Consider the following 19898-nt stretch of genomic DNA (forward strand, 5'->3'; position numbering starts at 1 on the left):
TATTTATTTTCTTAATGTCCGTTGTGTTCACTACTTCCTTCTTCTCCGAATGTGTCGCAATGGAAAAACTTGGGTTCGGTCGGTTGGAACGTCTTTTTCTCTCCTCCGGAATTGTTGGATTCCAGCATTTTTGAAATAATTCGTGCTTTTTCTTTTTGATTGCGTGCTTGTCTTTCCAGATCCTGTTTTCTGTCGAAGAATAAAATACCGTCAATAAAGACTGTTTCAGGAATGGCTGTAATGGTAAGCGGATTGTCAGTCCACAAGACCAGATCGGCATCTTTTCCAACTTTCATACTTCCCAAACGATCATCCAGATGTAGCAATTTCGCAGGATTCAGTGTAACCATTTTCCAGGCATCTTCTTCTTTCATGCCTCCGTACTTCATTGCTTTTGCCGCTTCCTGGTTCAGACGTCTTCCCATTTCCGCATCATCCGAATTAATGGCTACTACGACTCCCTGTTCGTGGATCAGTGAGGCATTGTACGGAATGGCATCCAGCACTTCAAACTTATAGGCCCACCAATCGGCAAATGTAGAAGCACCCGCCCCGTGTTTAAGCATTTTGTCGGCCACTTTGTATCCTTCCAGAATATGTGTAAATGTATTGACATGGAATCCGAACGTATCCGCTACTTTCATCAACATGTTGATTTCCGATTGAATATAAGAATGGCAGGTAATGAACCGTTCTTTGTTCAGAATTTCCGCCAGTGCTTCCAACTCCAGATCAACGCGGTGACTGTCTTTTTTTCCTTTGGATTTTTCCTCCATGTATTTCTGAGCGCGTGAGAATGCGTCTACGTATACCTGTTCAACCCCCATTCTCGTCTGCGGAAAACGAATGGTTTGTTCTTCTCCCCAGTTACTTTGTTTTACATTTTCTCCTAATGCAAATTTGATGAACTTCGGTGCATTCGGAACGAGCATCTCATCCGGTGTATATCCCCATTTCAATTTAATGATGGCAGATTGCCCGCCGATGGCGTTAGCGGATCCGTGTAGTAGTTGAGATGTTGTCACACCTCCTGCAAGTTGCCGGTAAATGTTGATGTCGTTGTTTCTGACCACGTCACCAATAGAAACTTCTGCTGAAACCGACTGTCCTCCCTCGTTGACACCCCGCGATATTGCGATATGCGAATGTTCATCAATAATTCCGGTTGTCAGATGCATTCCTGTTCCGTCAATTTCTACCGCATTGACCGGTTTTTTAAAATTTCCGGTTCCCACGTAATGAATTTTCCCATTTTCAACAATAACAGTTGCATTTTTCACGATTCCTTCTGCTTCGTTGGTCCAGGCTGTCACATTTTTAATGATATATGATTGTTGTTTTGGCAGAGAATCATAACCATACGCCATGTTCGGAAACCAGATTTTGTTTTTGTAGAGTGAATCTGTGACCAGTGTTTTATTCTTTTTATCTGCATCAATTTTCTTGTGTTTGATCGCGTTCCACTTCACCCATTTGCCACTTACATCCGTTCCCTCTCCCTCAAAAACGCCTACTTTTGAATTGATTTTCCCGTGCAGCAGTATCGTTCCGATGATTCCGTTGATGGAATCCTTCAGTTGGATGGTAATGTCATTGGAACTAACACTTACAGCTACTTTTTCGTATTCTTTTTTCACTGCATTGGTCTGCTTCCCTTCGTATCCGCTCCCTTTTTTAGTAATATCAACGTTATAGGTCTTGTTTTCAACCAATATCCGGTAATTTCCATCCAGTCCGTCAATTGCTGCCTCTTTGTATAATTTTGGTTGACCAAAGGTCCATGTTTCCAGCAAATCTGCTTCTTTTTCAAACGGATTCTCGGAATAAACAGAGAATGAAGCGATCTTTCCGATCTCGAGTGTTCCCGTTTCTTTTTCCAATCCGATTGTTTTTGCCGGAGTAATGGTTAGCGCTGTCAATGTCTGTTCGAACGATAATCCCCGTTCCATTGCTTTTCGGATATTTGTCCAGAACTCTTTCTCCGATTTATTCTTTCCAAATGTAAAACAGATCGGAATTCCGTTGGAAGCAAGTAAATAAGGGTTACTTGGTGCCAATTCCCAGTGTTTTAATTCTTTCAGCGGAATCTCCATATTGATATAAGGGTCGGAGACATTGTAGGCATCCGGGAAATGAGCGGGGATGATGATTGTTGCTCCTGTTTTTTTAATAGCATCGATGTGTTGGTATTCATTACCGCTTCCGTAAAAGTTAAACTTCAGATGAAATTCGTGTGCGATTTTATCACCTCTTAAAATTTCCAGAGCTTCCGAAGTAGAAAAGAAAATGGGTTTCTCCAGTTGTTTTGCCAATGCTTCCAATGATAAATTAACTGTTGCATTGTCTGCATGTTTCTGATACCATTTTACATCATACAGTGTTTGACGCAACAAGGCAATACTTCCCATTTGAGAAGAAGGATATGTTTGACGGGAAGAACCTTTTTCCAGTGAGAAATGTGTGGATACATTGGCTGCAAATAAAGAAGATAAGACGGGGTGACTTCCGAGTGCAATAACAGAGCCGGTTCCACGTACGATGCCGTCATTGAGATGTGTTAATGCAAATCCGAACCCGGCTTTTGCCAGTTTTTCATTGTCTGTTTCATTCGTTTTGTAATTTTCCGCGGATAAGAATTCCGGCCGGACTGCATCATTCCAGGAAAAGAACTGTTCTTTTTTCGAGTCAATTTGCGGTGTTCGGTCTCTTCGCTCCGCAGACGGAGGTTTTTGCATCCCGAGGTCCGTGTCCAGATCAATAAATGCGGGAACAATTGTTTTCCCCTTGCAGTCAATTTCAACAGCGTTTGCGGGTTTCAATAAAATGTTTCCGATATCCTTTACTTTTCCTTTTTCAATAAGAATGTACCCGTTACTGATTGTCTTTTGAGGGGAAACAATAATAGTCGCATTCTTCAGAATGTATGCATCCGGAAAAGATGGAGCAACCCCATTCTGCGGACGGTCCTGACCAAATAATAAAACAGATCCGATCCCTGTAAACAAGGTAAGGAGAAATAACTTCATATAGTTTGATAAATTTCAGTGGACTAAGTTATAAAATTGTACAATACAGACAATTTTATCCGTAAAAAACACTGGTTTCTGGTGCGTCTTACAGATACTGATATGCACATATCGCGATACCGTCATATCGCAATATGTGCATGTGCAAATTTGAGCAAAAGATGATGTGCGGCTTCCCGCTAATGAGATTATTTACAAGACAATATTCACAATTTTACCGGGAACAACGATCACTTTTTTAGGAGTATTTCCCTCCAGGTATTTTGCTGCTTCCGATGAAGTCAATACGGCTTGTTCTACTTCCTTCACTGAAAGTGTAGCTGCCAATGCAATCTTGAAACGCATTTTCCCGTTGAAAGAAACCGGGTACTCAATACTGCTTTCAACCAGGTATTCTTCATTGAAAACCGGGAATAGGGCAGTGGTGACTGTTCCTGCTTCATTTCCTGATCGCTGCCACAATTCTTCTGCGATGTGAGGAGCATACGGAGAAAGCATGATCACCACTTGATCCAGTATGTATTTATTGTTACACTTTTGCTCCGTCAATTCATTCACGCAGATCATAAAGTTGGAAACACAGGTATTGAACGAATAGCGTTCCAGGTCATCCGTTACCTTTTTGATCGTCTTGTGCAATGTTTTTAAATTGTCTTTTGTTGGTTCCCCGCTGTCCAGTTGTGCAATTCCGTTCTCATCGATGTTGAACAAACGCCACAACTTGCGCAGGAAGTTGGAGACCCCGTTGATTCCTTTTGTATCCCAAGGCTTTGCCTGTTCGATTGGTCCTAAGAACATTTCGTAGCAACGCAGTGTATCGGCTCCGAATTTTTCAACCAATTCGTCTGGTGTTTGAACATTAAATTTAGACTTGGACATTTTTTCTACTTCACTTCCGCAAATGTACGTTCCGTTATCTTCCAGAATAAACTCCGCATTGGCATAATCCGAACGCCAGTTTTTAAACCCTTCGATGTCTAATTGATCATTATCAACAAGTGAAATGTCAACGTGGATGGGAATTTCATTCCCTGCCAACTTACCTTTAGAGATATATTGACCCTCAGAATTTCTATACACAAACGAACTCCTTCCCAAAATCATTCCCTGGTTGATCATCTTCTGAAACGGCTCTTCAAATGGAATGTATCCTCTGTCGAACAGGAATTTTGTCCAGAAACGGGCATACAACAAGTGTCCGGTCGCGTGCTCGGATCCCCCGATGTACAAATCCACATTTTTCCAGTAATCCACTGCTGCTTTTGATGCAAATTCCGATGCATTTGTCGGATCGGTATAGCGCAGGAAATACCAGGAACTTCCAGCCCATCCAGGCATGGTGTTTAGTTCCAGTGGGAAAATCGTTTGGTTGTCAATGCGTGAATTTTCAACAACGGTGTTACTCACAGTGTCCCATGCCCACACGGTTGCATTTCCCAATGGTGGTTGTCCGTCTTCCGTCGGCAGGTACTTTTCCACTTCCGGTAAAATTACCGGTAAGTGTTCAACAGCAATGGTCTTCGGAATACCACCCTGGTAATACACCGGAAATGGTTCTCCCCAGTAACGTTGACGGGAAAACACCGCATCGCGCAGACGGTAATTTGTTTTTCCTTTCCCGATTCCCTTTTGTTCAATGACTTCAATTGCTTTTTCGATTGCTGCTTTCGCTTCCAGCCCGTTCAGGAAATCACTGTTGGCAATCACTGCGTCTTTTTCGGTGTATGCAGCTTCTGAAATATCCTTATCCTGGAAAATGTTTGTAATCGGAATGGAAAAATGTGTTGCAAAATCCCAGTCGCGTTGATCTCCGCATGGAACGGCCATTACAGCCCCGGTTCCGTAAGTGGCAAGAACGTAATCAGCAATCCAGATATCTACTTCTGCTCCGGTAAACGGGTGGATGACTTTTGCTCCTGTCAGCTGCCCGGTAATGTTTTTCACATCCGACTGACGGTCCCGTTCTGATTTCAATGAAGCCACTCGTTTGTATTCAGCAACTGCTTCCGCAAATTCCGGTGTTGTGATTTCATCTACCAACGGATGTTCCGGTGCAAGTACCAGAAACGAAACACCAAAAATGGTATCAGGACGTGTGGTAAATACTTCAATGGATGGTTGGGAGGCATTCTTTTGTGAAAGGGAAAAGAAAACCGAAGCACCTTTGGATTTACCAATCCAGTTGCGTTGCATGTCCTTGATAGAATCGGTCCATTCCAGTTCATTCAACCCGGTTAGCAAACGTTCCGCATAGGCTTTGATCCGCATCGACCATTGACGCATCAGTTTTTGCTCCACCGGATGACCTCCTCGCTCGGAAACACTGTTGATTACTTCATCGTTCGCCAGTACGGTACCCAATGCTGGGCACCAGTTGACCCATGAATCGGCCAGGTATGTCAGGCGGTAATTTTGCAGGACTTCCTCTTTTTTCAGTTCGGAATACGTATTCCAATCTGCTGCTGTAAATACTTCCGGATGGTCGTGAACAGCAGTGACTGTTGCATTTCCTTCTTGTTCAAAAAGGGCAATTAATGCAGCAATTGGTTCCGCTTGATCGGTTGTGGTATTGTACCAGCTGTCGAACAATTCGTTAAAAATCCATTGTGTCCATTTGTAATATTCAGGAGAAGAAGTGCGTACTTCCCGGTCCCAGTCAAATGAAAAACCGATTTTATCCAATTGTTCCCGGTAACGGGCGATGTTTTCTTTGGTCGTTTTTTCCGGATGTTGCCCGGTTTGAATGGCATATTGTTCTGCCGGCAGTCCGAAAGAATCGTATCCCATCGGATGCAGGACGTTGAATCCTTTCAGACGTTTGTAACGGGCATACACATCCGAAGCAATGTATCCGAGTGGGTGTCCTACGTGTAATCCTGCTCCGGATGGATAAGGAAACATGTCCAACACGTAAAATTTCTCTTTTTCAGGATGTTCAAAGACTTTGTACGTTTTGTTGTCCGCCCAGAATTTTCTCCACTTTTGCTCGATTGCGTTAAAATTGTATTCCATTACTGCTGATTCTAATTTTTTTGTGCAAAGATAACTGAAATTGAAGACAGGAGGATGGAAGAACGTAAAATTGAGAACCCGATCCGGAAAGTTCTTCCCATTTCAAAAGAGAAACTATGAGTGCATAATATTTTTTTGAAAATCCCTCTTTTATGTTATGGTTTTTCTATTTTTAATTTATTAAATTTGTCGACGTTAATAGAAAATTAAACGAGAAAAAGATGAAAATACTTGTAGGTATCTCAAAGTCACCTGATACAACTTCAAAAATTGCCTTCACAGATGGTAATTCAAAGTTTGATGAAAACGGTGTTCAGTATATTGTCAATCCTTACGATGAGTGGTATGCACTGGTAAGAGCATTGGAACTGAAAGAAACAATCGGTGGGACGGTAACAATCATCACGGTTGGTGCTGCTGCTGACGAAGCGGTTATCCGAAAAGCATTGGCAATTGGTGCTGACGAGGCGGTACGTGTTGATGCGGATCCGAAGGATGCATATTATACGGCTGCTCAGATTGCTGACTATGCAAAAAGCAATGGTTTTGATCTGATTCTTACAGGAAAGGAAACAATTCAGTACAACGGTTCCCAGGTAGGAGGAATGATTGCTGAAGCGTTGGATATGCCGTTTGTATCGTTGGCGACAAAACTGGATGTTGACGGAACAACGTTGAAATTGGAAAAAGAATACCTGGGAGGAATCCAGTCCGTTGAAGTAACATTGCCTGCTGTTGTTTCCTGTGCAAAAGGGATGGCGGAACAACGCATTCCGAATATGCGTGGTATCATGGCTGCACGAACAAAGCCATTGACAGTGATTCCTGCTGTTCAGGTGGAAGATTTGACGAGCTTTACAGGCTATACTACTCCTCCGGCGAAATCATCTGTTAAGTTGATTGATCCGAACAATATGGATGAATTGGTTGCTTTACTTCATAACGAAGCGAAAGTAATCTGATTTGGTTCTTTATTCATTATTTAAACATTGAAATATGTCAGTTTTAGTATATATAAACAGCGCACACGGAATCGGTAAAAATGCATTCGAGACCGTCACATACGGAAAGAAATTAGGAGATGTAACGGTTGTAACAAACGGTAACGTTGACGATGCTTCACTTGCAAAATTAGGGGAGTACGGAGCGTCAAAAGTATTGGTTGATAAAACGTTGGTGGATGCGGATGATCAGCAATTGACACGTCTGATTGCGAATGCCGCTGACCAGGTAGGAGCAAATACGATTGTGTTTTCACACGACCATGTAGCTAAAAATGTTGCACCGCGTCTTTCTGTTCGTTTGAAAGCAGGATTGGTGTCCGGGGCAATTGCGTTGCCGGATGCAGACGGAACAATCAAAGTAAACGTATTCTCCGGAAAAGCGTTTGGAAGTGTCAAAGTGAATTCAGCGAAAAAAATCATTTCGTTGCTTCCGAATTCCATTCAGCCTGAAAACATTGGTGGAAGTGCCACTGTTGAGGCGTTTGCAGGAAATGCAGGTGACGCAAAAGTAAAAGTATTGTCAACAAAGCAACCGGAAGGAGAGATTCCACTGCCTGAAGCGGAATTGGTTGTTTCTGCAGGGCGTGGTCTGAAAGGTCCTGAAAACTGGGGAATTGTTGAAGACCTGGCGAAAGCGTTGGGTGCTGCAACAGCTTGTTCCCGTCCGGTTTCAGATATTGGTTGGAGACCTCACCATGAGCACGTAGGACAGACCGGAATTGCGATTCGTCCGAACCTGTACATTGCGGCAGGAATTTCAGGAGCGATTCAGCACCTGGCAGGAGTGAACGGTTCAAAAGTGATCGTTGTGATCAACACAGATCCGGAAGCACCATTCTTCAAAGCAGCTGATTACGGAGTGGTAGGCGATGCATTTGAGGTGCTTCCTAAATTGACGGAGGCGATAAAAAAATTCAAAGCGTCCAACTGATTTCGGATTTAAAATAGTAACTTTACAAAAATCTTTAGGGAAGTATTCTGAATGCTTCCCTAATTTTTGTTGAAATAAACAAAACGATAAAACGCTTTTACGGATTGAATGAAAAAGGTTAAGTTGGAGATCGCGGGTCTTTCGTATAGTCAAACGCAATCTGGTGCCTATGCACTTGTATTGGCTGAATCGGGTGGAAAACGAAGACTGCCGATTATCATCGGGGGATTTGAAGCACAAGCAATCGCTATAGAATTGGAAAAAATGGTACCGACACGGCCGTTGACCCACGATTTATTCAAATCATTCGCTCTTACCTTTGATATCCAGGTGAAAGAGATCATCATTTATAACCTCGTAGAGGGAATTTTCTTCTCCAAAATTGTCTGTGAGCAAAATGGAGAAACGTACGAAATCGATGCGCGTACTTCTGACGCAATCGCAATTGGTGTTCGCTTCAATGCTCCTGTCTTTACGCTGGAAAATATTTTGGCCAGTGCAGGAATTTTGCTGGATGAAGACCTGATCGATACCATGAGCGAAGAACCTGCTGAACAGGAATCCTCCTCTAAAAATATCTACCAGAATCTCTCGTTGGAAGAGTTGGAAAATAAATTAAACGAAGCCATCAATAACGAAGAATATGAAGTGGCTTCCAAAATCAGAGACGAAATCAACAAACGCACTTCCAATTAGAAAAATTACGCGCCTATGTATGGAAACATAAAACTCCGGCTGACTGCAATGAGCTTTCTCCAATTTTTCGTCTGGGGAGCATGGCTGATCACCATTGGGATTTATTGCGATAAAACCCTTCATTGGACCTTTGCAGAGTTTGGAGCCATCTTCTCTAAAATGGGACTTTCAGCGTTGTTTATGCCTACATTGATCGGATTTGTAGCCGATAAATGGATCAATGCAGAGCGCCTGTACAGTATACTTCATTTGGGAAATGCTGCTGCAATGCTCATTCTCCCGACTGTGGACGATCCTTCTGTTTTCTTTTGGATTGTACTGGCAGCAATGATTTGTTACATGCCTACACTGGCACTTTCTAATTCCATTGCATACCAGACACTGAAATCGCAAAATTGCGATGTGATCAAAATTTTCCCTACGATTCGCGTGTGGGGTACTGTGGGGTTCATTGCAGCAATGTGGACAACTAATTTAACCGGGAACAAGGCGACAGAAGGCCAGTTTTACATCTCTGCAATAGCAGGAATTATTCTGGCGGTGTACGCATTGACTTTGCCCAAATGTCCGCCGCAACACAAAGTTGACGGATTGGAAGCGAAAGCGAATATTATCAAAGACGCACTCAAACTGATGACGGATTACAAAATGGCGTTGTTCTTCGTTTTTTCCATGTTACTGGGGGCTGCTTTACAGCTGACAAATATGTACGGCGATAATTTTGTGTCCAGTTTTGAAAACGTTCCTCAATATGCCGATTTGCTGGTTGTAAAGTATTCAACCATTATTATGTCGATTTCTCAAATCTCGGAAACGTTGTTTATCCTGGCTATTCCTTTCTTTTTGAAACGCTACGGAATCAAGAAAGTGATGCTGATGAGTATGTTTGCCTGGGTATTGCGTTTTGGCTTACTGGCTTATGCAAATCCTGCGGACGGGTTGTGGATGATCATTCTTTCCTGTATTGTTTACGGAATGGCATTTGATTTTTTCAATGTGTCGGGGTCATTGTTTGTTGAAACGACAGCCAGCCCTAAAATCCGGGCAAGTGCACAGGGATTGTTTATGATGATGACCAATGGAGTGGGAGCTATTTTAGGTAGTTTCATCAGCGGGATTATTATTGATGAGTATTTTATTCTTGCAAACGGCTCGTTAGATTGGACGGGTATATGGCTTACATTCTCCGGATACGCCTTTATTGTAATGGTGCTTTTTGCATTGTTATTTAAGCACAAACACGATCCTCGCCAGATGGAGCATATTCAGCATTGATTTGTTTTTAATTGTCTGATATCCAGTTTGTTTTTTAGTGTGCTTCTTTTTTTATTCTGTTAATTTATTGTGCTATTTCAGTAATTAATGTAGTTTTGCACATTATTATTGGTACAATTTATGTAAAACTTTTATTATGAAGCTTTTAATTCATTCACTTGAAAAAAAATTGAAAGGTTTGTCACTTATGGCATTGTCCGTATTTACAGCTGTATCTGCATTTTCTCAACCAGTCACAGATGCATATACGACTGAGGGAAATCATACGTGGATCGTCCCTGCGGGGATCACGTCCATTACCGTTGAGGCCTGGGGTGCCGGAGGCGGAGGCGGAGGAACACTCAGCCAATTGCTTCCTTATTCTAATCCGCGTGCCGGAGGTGGGGGTGGAGGAGCCTATTCACAGATCCAATTGACAGTTGCTCCGGGAGATATTCTTAACATCCAGGTAGGATTTGGCGGTATTGGTGGAAACTCGAATAACGATGGAGCTGACGGTGGTGCGTCTTCTGTTGATATTCTCGGTTCTACAGTTATCTCAGCTGCCGGAGGGCAGGGAGGTGCATTCAGAACAAGTAATGATGTCGTAGGTACTGCAACAGGACTGGGAGGTACTTCAGGTGTCGGGTTCATGTATGCAGGAGGAAACGGCGGACCGAATAACAGTGCCAGCAATGGTAGCGGAGGTGGAGGTGCCGGAGGTACTACACAGGCGGGAACGGATGGAACAACAACTGCTGCAGGTATCGGAGGTACTGCAGGGGGAGGAAACGGTGGTGATCCAACAACTACGAATGACCAGAACGGAAATGCCGGAATTGCACCCGGAGGTGGTGGAAGCGGTTCACGAAGAACACTTCTGCAAGGAAGCAGCCAGGGAGGAAACGGAGCAAGAGGAGAAGTGCGGATTACGTATTGTTTGATTCCTGCTCAACCGGGTATTATTGCCGGAGAAGATGCACTATGTGAAGGGACTGTTCAAAATTATTCGGTCACGCAGGATCCGAATGCGACAAGTTACAACTGGACATTGCCATCGGATTGGTCCGGCTCCAGCGTCACAAATACCATTGATGTAATGGCGGGAGGCGACAGCGGAGATGTTACGGTTGAAGCAGTTAATGTGTGCGGTGTTTCTACTCCTCAAACATTGACAATTACAACAACACCGCTTCCTACGCAACCATCCGTTATTTCGGGAACCACACCGATGTGTGTTGGTACAACAGGAACATTTTCTGTCGTACATGACCCTTCTGTTGATACCTATACATGGACCGTTCCTTCAGGGTGGACAGGTACAAGTACAACGAATACAATTGATGTGACTGCCGCTGCAAACAATGGCGCGATCACTGTAACAACTGAAAATGCATGCGGTACATCACCGGTGCGTATTATGAATGTAACAACGTCGGATGTTCCTGCACAACCTGTAACAATTACCGGAAATACAACATTCTGCCAGGGAGAAACAGCTGCGTATAGTGTAGCGATGAACCCGCTGGCATCGGGATATGTATGGAATTTCCCGGCTGACTGGACAGGAACCAGTACATCCAACTCGATCAATTTGACAGTTGGTACTGCGTCAGGATCTGTTTCTGTTGCTGCGGTCAATCAATGCGGGACATCTGCGGCTCAAACGATCAATGTGACAGTGAATCAGGTGACGAATGAGGTGACACAAAGCGGAGCGACACTGACAGCTGACCAGGAAAATGCAGTGTATCAGTGGTTGGATTGCGGAACAGGAAACCCGATTCCGGGAGCGACTTCAAGAACGTATACACCGACACAAAACGGACAATACAGTGTGTTGATCATTACACAGGCAAATTGTACGGTTGTTTCGGAATGTGTTACCATCAGTAATCTTGGAATTGAGAAAGAACAACTGGAAGGATTGTCGATTTATCCGAACCCTGCTTCAGACAATGTAACCATCAGTAATATTCCTGCTGAAAGTACGGTGCGTTTACTGGATATGACCGGGAAAGTGTTGTTTTCAACTGCGGCTAATTCAGCGTTGTCAATGGATTTGACAGATGTCAAGGCTGGTGTTTACTTGTTGAGCATTGAAGGTAAAAAAGGATCGAAAACACAAAAACTGATCGTGAGAAAGTAAGTACTCTGGTTTACTCACATTAATAGGATAATGAAATCCGTTCCGGCTTCGGGACGGATTTTTTTTCAACCATTCGTCAGATCACTTCGTTATTGGATGTGTAAACACATTTAATTGATAACCGATGTTGAGAAAGACATTCACAGCTACTCTATTATGCTTCTGCTGCTTTTCATGTATGAAGAAAGCAGACTACCGGGAAATTCCGGTTACCTTATGTTCCATAGATGTATTACCCATAGACAATACCTATGCTTCACCGCAAACAGCCATGAGTGATACGGTCGCCGCGCAAGCTTTCGGGTTGAGGTTGCAATTGAAATACATGGATGAAGCGGGAATCTGTCAAATAGACCCGATGGAAACAGTTTCATTGTTTCCTGCGTGTTATGCTATGGGAAATAATGGTAAAACATCACATTATTATGTCCCTGTAAACCCGATTGATTCACTTGTGGTCTACTCAACGGAAGATTTTGATGCAACTCATCCTGCAGGAACCAATCTCATTAACTGCTTTTCAATTTTTAAACCCTATTCCTATTATCTGCCAATGGACTATTTGGGGGGAGAACGGCGTATTTTATTTGATGACATGTACCTTCAACCCAAACGAGAAGAAGTGAATATGCTCCTGTTAAAGCTTCCTGAGCATGCAGGAAATCATCAGTTTACAATCCGTGTCTATACAAGAAACGGAGAACTGTTTCAACAAACATTACCTTCTATTACCTTAAGTTTATGATCCGATTGATTTTATGTACCTGTTTTTTAACGGGGCTTTTTTCCGCATTTTCTCAGGCGGAATATTACAGAGTTACACTACAACCGGGATTTGATTACGTTCATCGGTTTAATTCCAGCAATGACATACCAGTTGCAACAATGGAACGAGATTATACCGGGATAGGGTTGTCGGCAACTGTTTTTTTAACAAAACACATCGGATTGAACCTGAAGGGGAGTGTTGCTTCTGCTATTACAACAGGAAAAGATGTGGGACAGCCAAGAGAATCGCTGGAAGCGTATTACAGCCCGGATTTTTATTTGGAAGAGATCGTCCGTCCAAACGAGCAACTTCCCGTTTCGGCTCATTTTCTTGCTGCCGGAGGGGTATACCGACTCGTCAAAAAACGATGGAATTACCAGTTCGGGTTGAATGTAGGTGCAATGAATTATGCACCTTCCGGAGTGGAATATTTTTTGAAAGAACACGGGACGAATAATTATTATGCTGCCCGCATGTATACGAAAATGGAAAAACGTTGGTCATTCGTAGTAGAGCCGTCCGTATTGGTTTCTTTTGTCCTGAAAAACAGACTTGCCGTTTTTGTTGCTGCTTCGTACCGACTGAGTCCGGGAAAAATCCGTCAGCGGGAATACATGACGAATATGTATTCGGGTGAAGTTGTAAACAATGAGTATGCTTCCAATGGGTTGTTCCAAATGATTGCTTTCAATGTCGGTTTCTCAATCGGAATCGGGAAAATAATTGAATAACAGTCGGGAGATCGCTGATTGTTGAAATAATTCAGGGTAAAAAACAAGTAAATTCCTTTCTTCGTGACTATCTTTGTATTCATAGAACAAGATAAAATTCAACGAAATGAATAACTGGTTTACAGTAAAAGTAAAATATACCAAACAATTAGAAAACGGCACGTTTAAACGTGTTTCTGAACCTTATTTGTTATCAGCACTGACCTTTACGGATGCTGAAGCACGTATTTATGAAGAACTGGGGGCAATCATCCGGGGAGAATTTGATGTGGTAAGTATTTCCAGAACGGAGTTACACGATATTTTTGCTTATGACGATGCTTCTACGTGGTGGAAATGCAAGGTAACGTATGAATCTGCAGAGCACGATTCGGAGAAGACAAAGAAAGTATCACAAACGTTTTTGGTTTCTGCGGAAACTGCAAAAGAAGCGTACGAACGCATTCAGGAATCGTTGTCAACATTGATGGTAGACTTTAACATCCCTTCGATTATTTTCTCACCGATTGTCGATATTTTTCCACCTTCTGAAAACCTCGACCGGGAAATTTCCCGTCGTCCGGCTGAAGATTTTGAGTTGGAGCAAGCTTCTCCGGGGAAAGGAGTCGTGTTCAGTGCAGCAGGTTCTGATGTCGATGAAGAGATAGAAGAAGAGGAAGCGGACGAGGTGGACAGCGATATTGAAGACGAATACGCCGACGAAGAATAAAACCAATAGTAGTGGAAGATTTTTTAGAAGATTTACGGAATGACCATCGTGACTTTGATCTGGCAAGGCTCGAAGATGTTGTGGGAACCAACCCGTTTGATTTGTTCAATCAATGGATGAAAAATGCCGTGGATAAGGGAGTTGCCGAAGCCAATGCATGTGTTGTTTCAACAGTTGATACCACAGGGCAGCCATCCGGAAGGATTGTTTACCTGAAAGAGTTAATCAACGGAGAGTTTATCTTCTATACCAATTATCATTCGCACAAAGGGAAAGACCTTGCCGGTAATAATAAGATTTCCATGTTGTTCTTCTGGCCTGCATTGCAGCAACAAATCCGTATTGACGGATTGTGTTACAAAGTTCCGGAACAAGTCAGCGATGCTTATTTCCGATCCCGGCCAAGAGGCAGCAAGATCGGAGCATGGGCGAGTAACCAGTCTGAACAGTTAATTTCCAGAACCGAACTGGAACAACGTGTGCATGAATATGCTGAAAAATTTCCGGGTGAAGTTCCGCGACCGCCTCATTGGGGAGGATACGCAGTACGGGCAGAATTGGTTGAATTCTGGCAGGGACGTCCTTCCCGTCTGCACGACCGGTTCGTCTTTAAAAAAGAGGGTGAAAACTGGAATGTCGGACGCCTCAACCCCTAACTTAATACCCGTTAAAAAAACAGCGGGCAATCACCACATTTGATTAACAACATGTACGATATTCACCCCGAGATTATTCATTTTCCAAACGGGTTGCGCTTGGTTTATTTGCACAAAGACACTGTTGTGGGGCACTTTGGCGTGAATGTACTCGCGGGCTCCCGTTACGAACGGGCACATGAAGAAGGGTTGGCGCATTTCATTGAGCACAGCATCTTCAAAGGAACCGGGAAGCGGCGGGCATTTCACATCCTTTCCCGCCTCGATTCGGTAGGAGGGGAGCTGAATGCTTACACGGCAAAAGAGGAAATCGTTATTTACGGATCGTTTACAAACGCGTATTTAGAACGAGCGATCGAATTAGTTTCCGATATCACGTTTCATTCTACATTCCCTGAAAAAGAGTTGGAAAAAGAAAAAGAAGTGGTGTTGGATGAGCTGAATTCTTACCTGGATTCTCCGGGAGATCGCATCTTTGACGATTTCGAATCCCATTTATTCAAAGGACACGCACTGGGAGGCAATATCCTGGGAACCGAACAATCCGTTCGCAGTTTTACGAAAGAACACCTACAAGCCTATATTTCGCGGTTTTTTACGGTAAAGAACATGGTTGTTTCATATGTGGGAAGTGAATCCCTGAAAAAAGTAAACTACCTGGTAGAAAAATACTTTTCCAATGAAAACGCGGCTGCTGTTTCACATGAGTTGGAAATCTTTCAACCGAATCCTACGTTTAAACTTAAAGAATCGTTTGGGAATTACCAGACCCATGCCATCATGGGAGGATTGGCACCCGGATACAATGATGTTTCCCGCCGTGGAATGACTTTACTGACGAATATTTTGGGAGGTCCGGCACTCAATTCCCGCCTGACACTTTCCATTCGCGAAAAACATGGTTATTCGTACAGTGTAGAAGCCAATTATACACCGTATGTCGACACCGGGTTCTGGAGCATCTACCTGGGAACGGATTCCAAATACCTCGACAAGTCCCTTAAATTGGTTCAAAAAGAGCTCCGGTTGCTACGTGAAAAGAAATTGAGTGTTTTGCAACTGAATCGTGCCAAAGAGCAACTGAAGGGGCAAATCGCGTTATCGCTGGAAGGAAACTCCGGCCTGATGCTCGGATTGGGAAAAAGTTTGTTGTTGTTCGACCAGATTGATACGATTACGGATATTTACAACGAAATAGACTCCATTACAGCAGAAGATCTGATGACTATTGCCAATGAGTTCTTCGGCGAAGCCAACCAAAGTGAATTGATCTTTGATGTGAAGTAAAAGTGCTTATTAAATCCACAAGACTTCTGTGGGTACTTCCAGTTCGTTGATCAGATCAAGAGTGAGTTATTGAGATGTTACTGCCTGTTTTATTCAAATTGTAAAACAATCTGACAAGCGTTTGTGGGATTTCCTTCCTGCAGTTTTTTACCAACCAAGAAAGGTTCTCATCACACGATTCAGGTTACCGGGGTTTTATGTTACTACGTAAAAAGTCGCATCCTGTTTTCACTTATGTTCCGTCTCGCATGATTTTGTCAGCAAGTTTTGGCGAAAATCTGTGTATGAGCCGTAATAATTTTGATTTTCCAATGTAACTTTCAAAAGTGTTGACCTGGAAATTTTTTAAAAATTCTTTCGTCAGTTGCTCAGGAGGTATCCTTTTAGTTGTACTCCGTCCGTTTGTCATAGGAGTTTCTACTAATGGCGGAATAATTTCAAAAACCCTGATGTTTGTGTCTTTCAATTGATACCGAAGTGTCTTAGTAAAACTGTGAATGGCAGATTTTGTAGCACAATAAACCGAAGCAGACTTTTTGGGTGAGATAGCAAGCCCGCTGCTTACATTGATAATTGCACTTTCCGAATTTTTCATTAAAACAGGTAGCAACAATGCTGTCAATTTCATTGGAGCAATTAGATTCGTACTTACTTCATAGTCTATTTTATCGATCAGATTGTTGCTTTCCAGAAAACTGTAATTGTATTGTATAGCTGCATTGTTCAATAAAATATTCACATCCGGAACTGTTTGCTCAATAAATGTAACCAATTCATTGATTGAATTGGTGTCTGAAAGCTCACATCGGAAAATTGAAATATTAGGGAATTGGGCTTTTATTTTTTCTAATCGTTCAAGATTTCTCCCCGTAATTATTACTTTGTTGTTGAGTTCAAGAAATGCCTTTGCCAAACTTAAACCTATTCCCGATGAACCGCCGGTTATTAAAATGGTGTTACCTGTTAATTTCATTTTGACCCTGTTTGAAATTTGAATGGTAAATCTCGAACTTTTTAAAATGAACTACATTTACATATGTAAAGAAATCTACTTGCCTGTAAATTTCCGTCGGATTCTACTTAATTGCGTAGGAGTAATCCCTAAATAGGAAGCGATATGGTATTGGGGGACTTGTTGTTCTAATTGCGGGTATTCTTTTTGAAAAAGCAAATACCGTTTGTCGGCATCTAACAAAACGATTTCGATTTCTTTTTGTTCTTTGTGTACAAAAAATAATTCAGCCAACTTTCTTGCCGCCCTTTCGATATCAGGATGTTTGTCGAAGAGCGCCTTAAAGTCCGAATAGTTCGCTATAAAAACGGTGCAATTAGATAAGGCCTGTTGGTTAATCTGATTTGGTGTACCTGTTATGAGTGATGCATAGCCGCCAATAAAACAAGGCGAAACAAAAAAGTGTTTATTGTATTCATGTCCTTCACGGTTACTGTAAAAAGCCCTTATGATTCCATCTTGCAGAAAAGCGATTTGAGTGGCAACGTGCCCTTCCGTAATAAAAAAGTCGCCTTTGACGATTTCTTTTTCAGTAAATATACTGCTCAATTTATCCCAACTGTCTGCCGAAATTGGGTTTAACCTGTCAATATATTTCTTTAATTCTGTCAAAAGTGTATTACGCATTTGGGCAATAATTTTTTAATTCTTTCCTTTTCCTTGTCGCTTAACTTATTTCTCTCTATATGTAATTCTTGAAGGTTTGTCAAATACTTGATTTCATCAGGTAATGTCGTTAATTGATTATTCCCGATTTCTAAATATAGCAGGTTTGTCAATTCACCAATTTGTTTCGGTAATTCTGTCAATTGGTTATTGTTCATTATTAAAATGCGTACATTTTTAAGATTACCAATTTCTGGCCCTACATATTTTAGATTGTTTGAACTTAAAGATATTTCGTCCAAGGTCGTCAACTTGCTTAAAACAGTCGGAAAAGACTCAAATTCGTTTCCTAAGAGATTTATTGAAACAATTTTTTCAAGCTGAGAAAGTTTTTTTGGAAGTTTTTTCAGTCCTTGACTTGCAACGTTAATGCTCAGCACTTTTTCTTTTTCCTTAATTACCGTTTTAATGTCGGTGTATTCAAATAGAGCTCGATTTTTTTTAAGAACGTCCCAATATGATTTTCCAATTACTTGATTGATTTCAAATGTATACGCTCTGCTTTTTTGTCCGTCTGTCCATTTACCCGTTGCTTTTTTGAATGCAGTTTCAAGTTGCCCGCTGAAGTAACCTGTGATGCTGTCTGATGTATCACGTTCAATTAAGTAAAATGAATGGTCCGCAGTTAATTTTCCGACTAATTTTAGTGAACCCCGATTCGGATTGTAGTAATATGAACCTACCATTGTCGAGTCAAGAAGAACTAAAAAATTCAGATTTATTTCAAGTCGCTTGTTCTGATCTGTCAGGATGTAGCCTTCGTAAACGTGTGTTTCACAACATTTTTCCTCTTGACCAAATGAGGTTAAAACAGTAAAAAGTCCTATTAGAATTGTCAATATTTTCTTCATTCTCTGTGTCGTCTTAGCCTTGCTACTAACTGCTGCTGTGTGTATGTAGTTCTTAAAATTGCTTTTCAACCCCCTTTCCGTTAAACTTAAATATATTTCCGTCTGCCATTCCAAAAAGTAAATTGTTTTTGTTGTCTTTATAAATAGTCCAAATCATTGGCTTCGTTAGTGTGTCATTAATTGGATAGTTTGTCAACGTTTTACCGTCATATTTCCAGGCTCCTGTATCTCGATCTCCAAACCAAATATTGCCTTCTGAATCTTCTTCCATAGCAAAAACGTGTTCAAGTGTACCTGGTTGTGATGTATCGCCTCTTCTTGTGCTTGTCGGATGGATTAAATTATTCTTTTCAGAAAAATTTATGATTGAATTACCTTCCATTAGCAAAACGCCAATCCCGTTATTTCCTATCCAAATCCGACCTTTTGAATCTGCCAACACACTTCTGATATGCAACAGTTCATTATCTTTTAGGTTTAATTTTTCATTATCAAAGATATTTACCATTTTACCATCATAGTTAAATAATGCTGCATAAGTCGCAATCCAAACGTTCCCATTTTTATCTGTTAAGATATCAGTTACGCCATAAGTATTATCAGGATTTTTATTGGGGGGGAGGGGGAAAATTAAATAGTTCATATTTATTCCGTCAAAACGATTTATACCGCCATCTTCGCCTGCATAAAACCATAAATCTCCATTAGTTTCATTCCATTCATATCTTGGGTTATTAAAATGTGTTGAATAAGTGGTAAACGTTCCGTTGTCATACACACTTGCTCCTTTTGCAGTTTCAAACCAAATTTTTCCATCCTTGTCTTCTTGGATTGAACGGATTTGATTGTCGGATAAACCTTCATTCGTTGTAAAGTATTCAAATGATTTTCCATTGTAAAAACTGACACCTTCATTATGACTTCCAAACCAATAATTGCCTTTACTGTCCTGAAAGATAGCGCGTATTCCCGAAGTAAATTTCAAGGTGTCGGTTTTTGAAGTCGCTACCAATTCCGGCTTGTTTGTTTCTTTGCCGGTTGAACCCTTTTCAACGCAAGAAAAGTTCAGTGTCAATATGAGTATTAAGTAAATCAATTTTATTTTTTTATTCATTTCGGGTTTTTCTAATATGATGTGCAAAGCC

At 41.7% G+C, this 19898-nt stretch carries 16 protein-coding genes; 10 read left to right on the forward strand and 6 right to left on the reverse strand.

Translation table 11 applies throughout. The features are described from left to right. Positions 1-11 precede the first annotated feature (11 nt). Positions 12-3026 (reverse strand): amidohydrolase family protein, encoded by a 3015-nt coding sequence (locus H9Y05_RS08235; RefSeq protein WP_216714011.1) that lies wholly within the window; start codon positions 3024-3026, stop codon positions 12-14. A 192-nt stretch (positions 3027-3218) separates the two neighbouring features. After that, positions 3219-6038, reverse strand: coding sequence for a leucine--tRNA ligase (leuS, locus tag H9Y05_RS08240; RefSeq protein WP_216714012.1), 2820 nt, complete (start codon positions 6036-6038; stop codon positions 3219-3221). A 221-nt stretch (positions 6039-6259) separates the two neighbouring features. Here leuS and H9Y05_RS08245 point away from each other — a divergent pair, with 221 nt between their 5' ends. From H9Y05_RS08245 to H9Y05_RS08290, 10 genes are all read left to right on the forward strand, one after another. Further along, positions 6260-7000: an electron transfer flavoprotein subunit beta/FixA family protein gene (locus tag H9Y05_RS08245; RefSeq protein ID WP_163489841.1), complete on the forward strand. Its 741-nt coding sequence runs from the start codon at positions 6260-6262 to the stop codon at positions 6998-7000. Positions 7001-7034: 34 nt separating this feature from the next. Then, positions 7035-7973 (forward strand): electron transfer flavoprotein subunit alpha/FixB family protein, encoded by a 939-nt coding sequence (locus H9Y05_RS08250; protein ID WP_163489842.1) that lies wholly within the window; start codon positions 7035-7037, stop codon positions 7971-7973. Between the two features lie 108 nt (positions 7974-8081). Beyond that, complete coding sequence (locus H9Y05_RS08255) at positions 8082-8669, forward strand: bifunctional nuclease family protein (protein ID WP_163489843.1); 588 nt, start codon at positions 8082-8084, stop codon at positions 8667-8669. Positions 8670-8684: 15 nt separating this feature from the next. Then, a complete protein-coding gene (locus H9Y05_RS08260) occupies positions 8685-9944 on the forward strand; it encodes a nucleoside permease (RefSeq protein ID WP_216714013.1) in 1260 nt (419 codons plus the stop codon). Positions 9945-10080: 136 nt separating this feature from the next. Beyond that, a complete protein-coding gene (locus H9Y05_RS08265; protein WP_216714014.1) occupies positions 10081-12072 on the forward strand; it encodes a glycine-rich domain-containing protein in 1992 nt (663 codons plus the stop codon). A gap of 178 nt (positions 12073-12250) precedes the next feature. After that, complete coding sequence (locus H9Y05_RS08270) at positions 12251-12817, forward strand: DUF5034 domain-containing protein (protein WP_163489846.1); 567 nt, start codon at positions 12251-12253, stop codon at positions 12815-12817. Further along, on the forward strand, positions 12814-13572 hold the full coding sequence (locus H9Y05_RS08275; protein WP_216714015.1) for a hypothetical protein: 759 nt from the start codon (positions 12814-12816) through the stop codon (positions 13570-13572). The genes H9Y05_RS08270 and H9Y05_RS08275 overlap by 4 nt, the downstream gene beginning before the upstream one ends. 106 nt (positions 13573-13678) lie before the next feature. Further along, complete coding sequence (locus tag H9Y05_RS08280; RefSeq protein ID WP_163489848.1) at positions 13679-14281, forward strand: DUF4494 domain-containing protein; 603 nt, start codon at positions 13679-13681, stop codon at positions 14279-14281. Between the two features lie 11 nt (positions 14282-14292). Continuing rightward, positions 14293-14937, forward strand: coding sequence for a pyridoxamine 5'-phosphate oxidase (pdxH, locus tag H9Y05_RS08285; RefSeq protein ID WP_216714016.1), 645 nt, complete (start codon positions 14293-14295; stop codon positions 14935-14937). 51 nt (positions 14938-14988) lie between these two features. Next, positions 14989-16224: a M16 family metallopeptidase gene (locus tag H9Y05_RS08290; RefSeq protein WP_216714017.1), complete on the forward strand. Its 1236-nt coding sequence runs from the start codon at positions 14989-14991 to the stop codon at positions 16222-16224. 232 nt (positions 16225-16456) lie between these two features. Here H9Y05_RS08290 and H9Y05_RS08295 read toward each other — a convergent pair whose 3' ends face one another. From H9Y05_RS08295 to H9Y05_RS08310, 4 genes are all read right to left on the reverse strand, one after another. Next, complete coding sequence (locus H9Y05_RS08295) at positions 16457-17197, reverse strand: SDR family oxidoreductase (RefSeq protein ID WP_216714018.1); 741 nt, start codon at positions 17195-17197, stop codon at positions 16457-16459. A gap of 75 nt (positions 17198-17272) precedes the next feature. Next, entirely contained in the window at positions 17273-17863 is a 591-nt protein-coding gene (locus H9Y05_RS08300; protein ID WP_235992165.1) for a Crp/Fnr family transcriptional regulator, read from the reverse strand. After that, a complete protein-coding gene (locus H9Y05_RS08305) occupies positions 17845-18753 on the reverse strand; it encodes a leucine-rich repeat domain-containing protein (protein WP_216714019.1) in 909 nt (302 codons plus the stop codon). The genes H9Y05_RS08300 and H9Y05_RS08305 overlap by 19 nt, the downstream gene beginning before the upstream one ends. 52 nt (positions 18754-18805) lie before the next feature. Further along, positions 18806-19867 carry a ligand-binding sensor domain-containing protein gene (locus H9Y05_RS08310; RefSeq protein ID WP_216714020.1) on the reverse strand — a complete coding sequence of 354 codons (1062 nt, stop codon included), beginning with the start codon at positions 19865-19867 and terminating at the stop codon, positions 18806-18808. Positions 19868-19898: the final 31 nt, after the last annotated feature.

The organism is Taishania pollutisoli, assembly GCF_014518315.1.
Classification (GTDB): Bacteria; Bacteroidota; Bacteroidia; order Flavobacteriales_D; family Crocinitomicaceae; genus Taishania; species Taishania pollutisoli.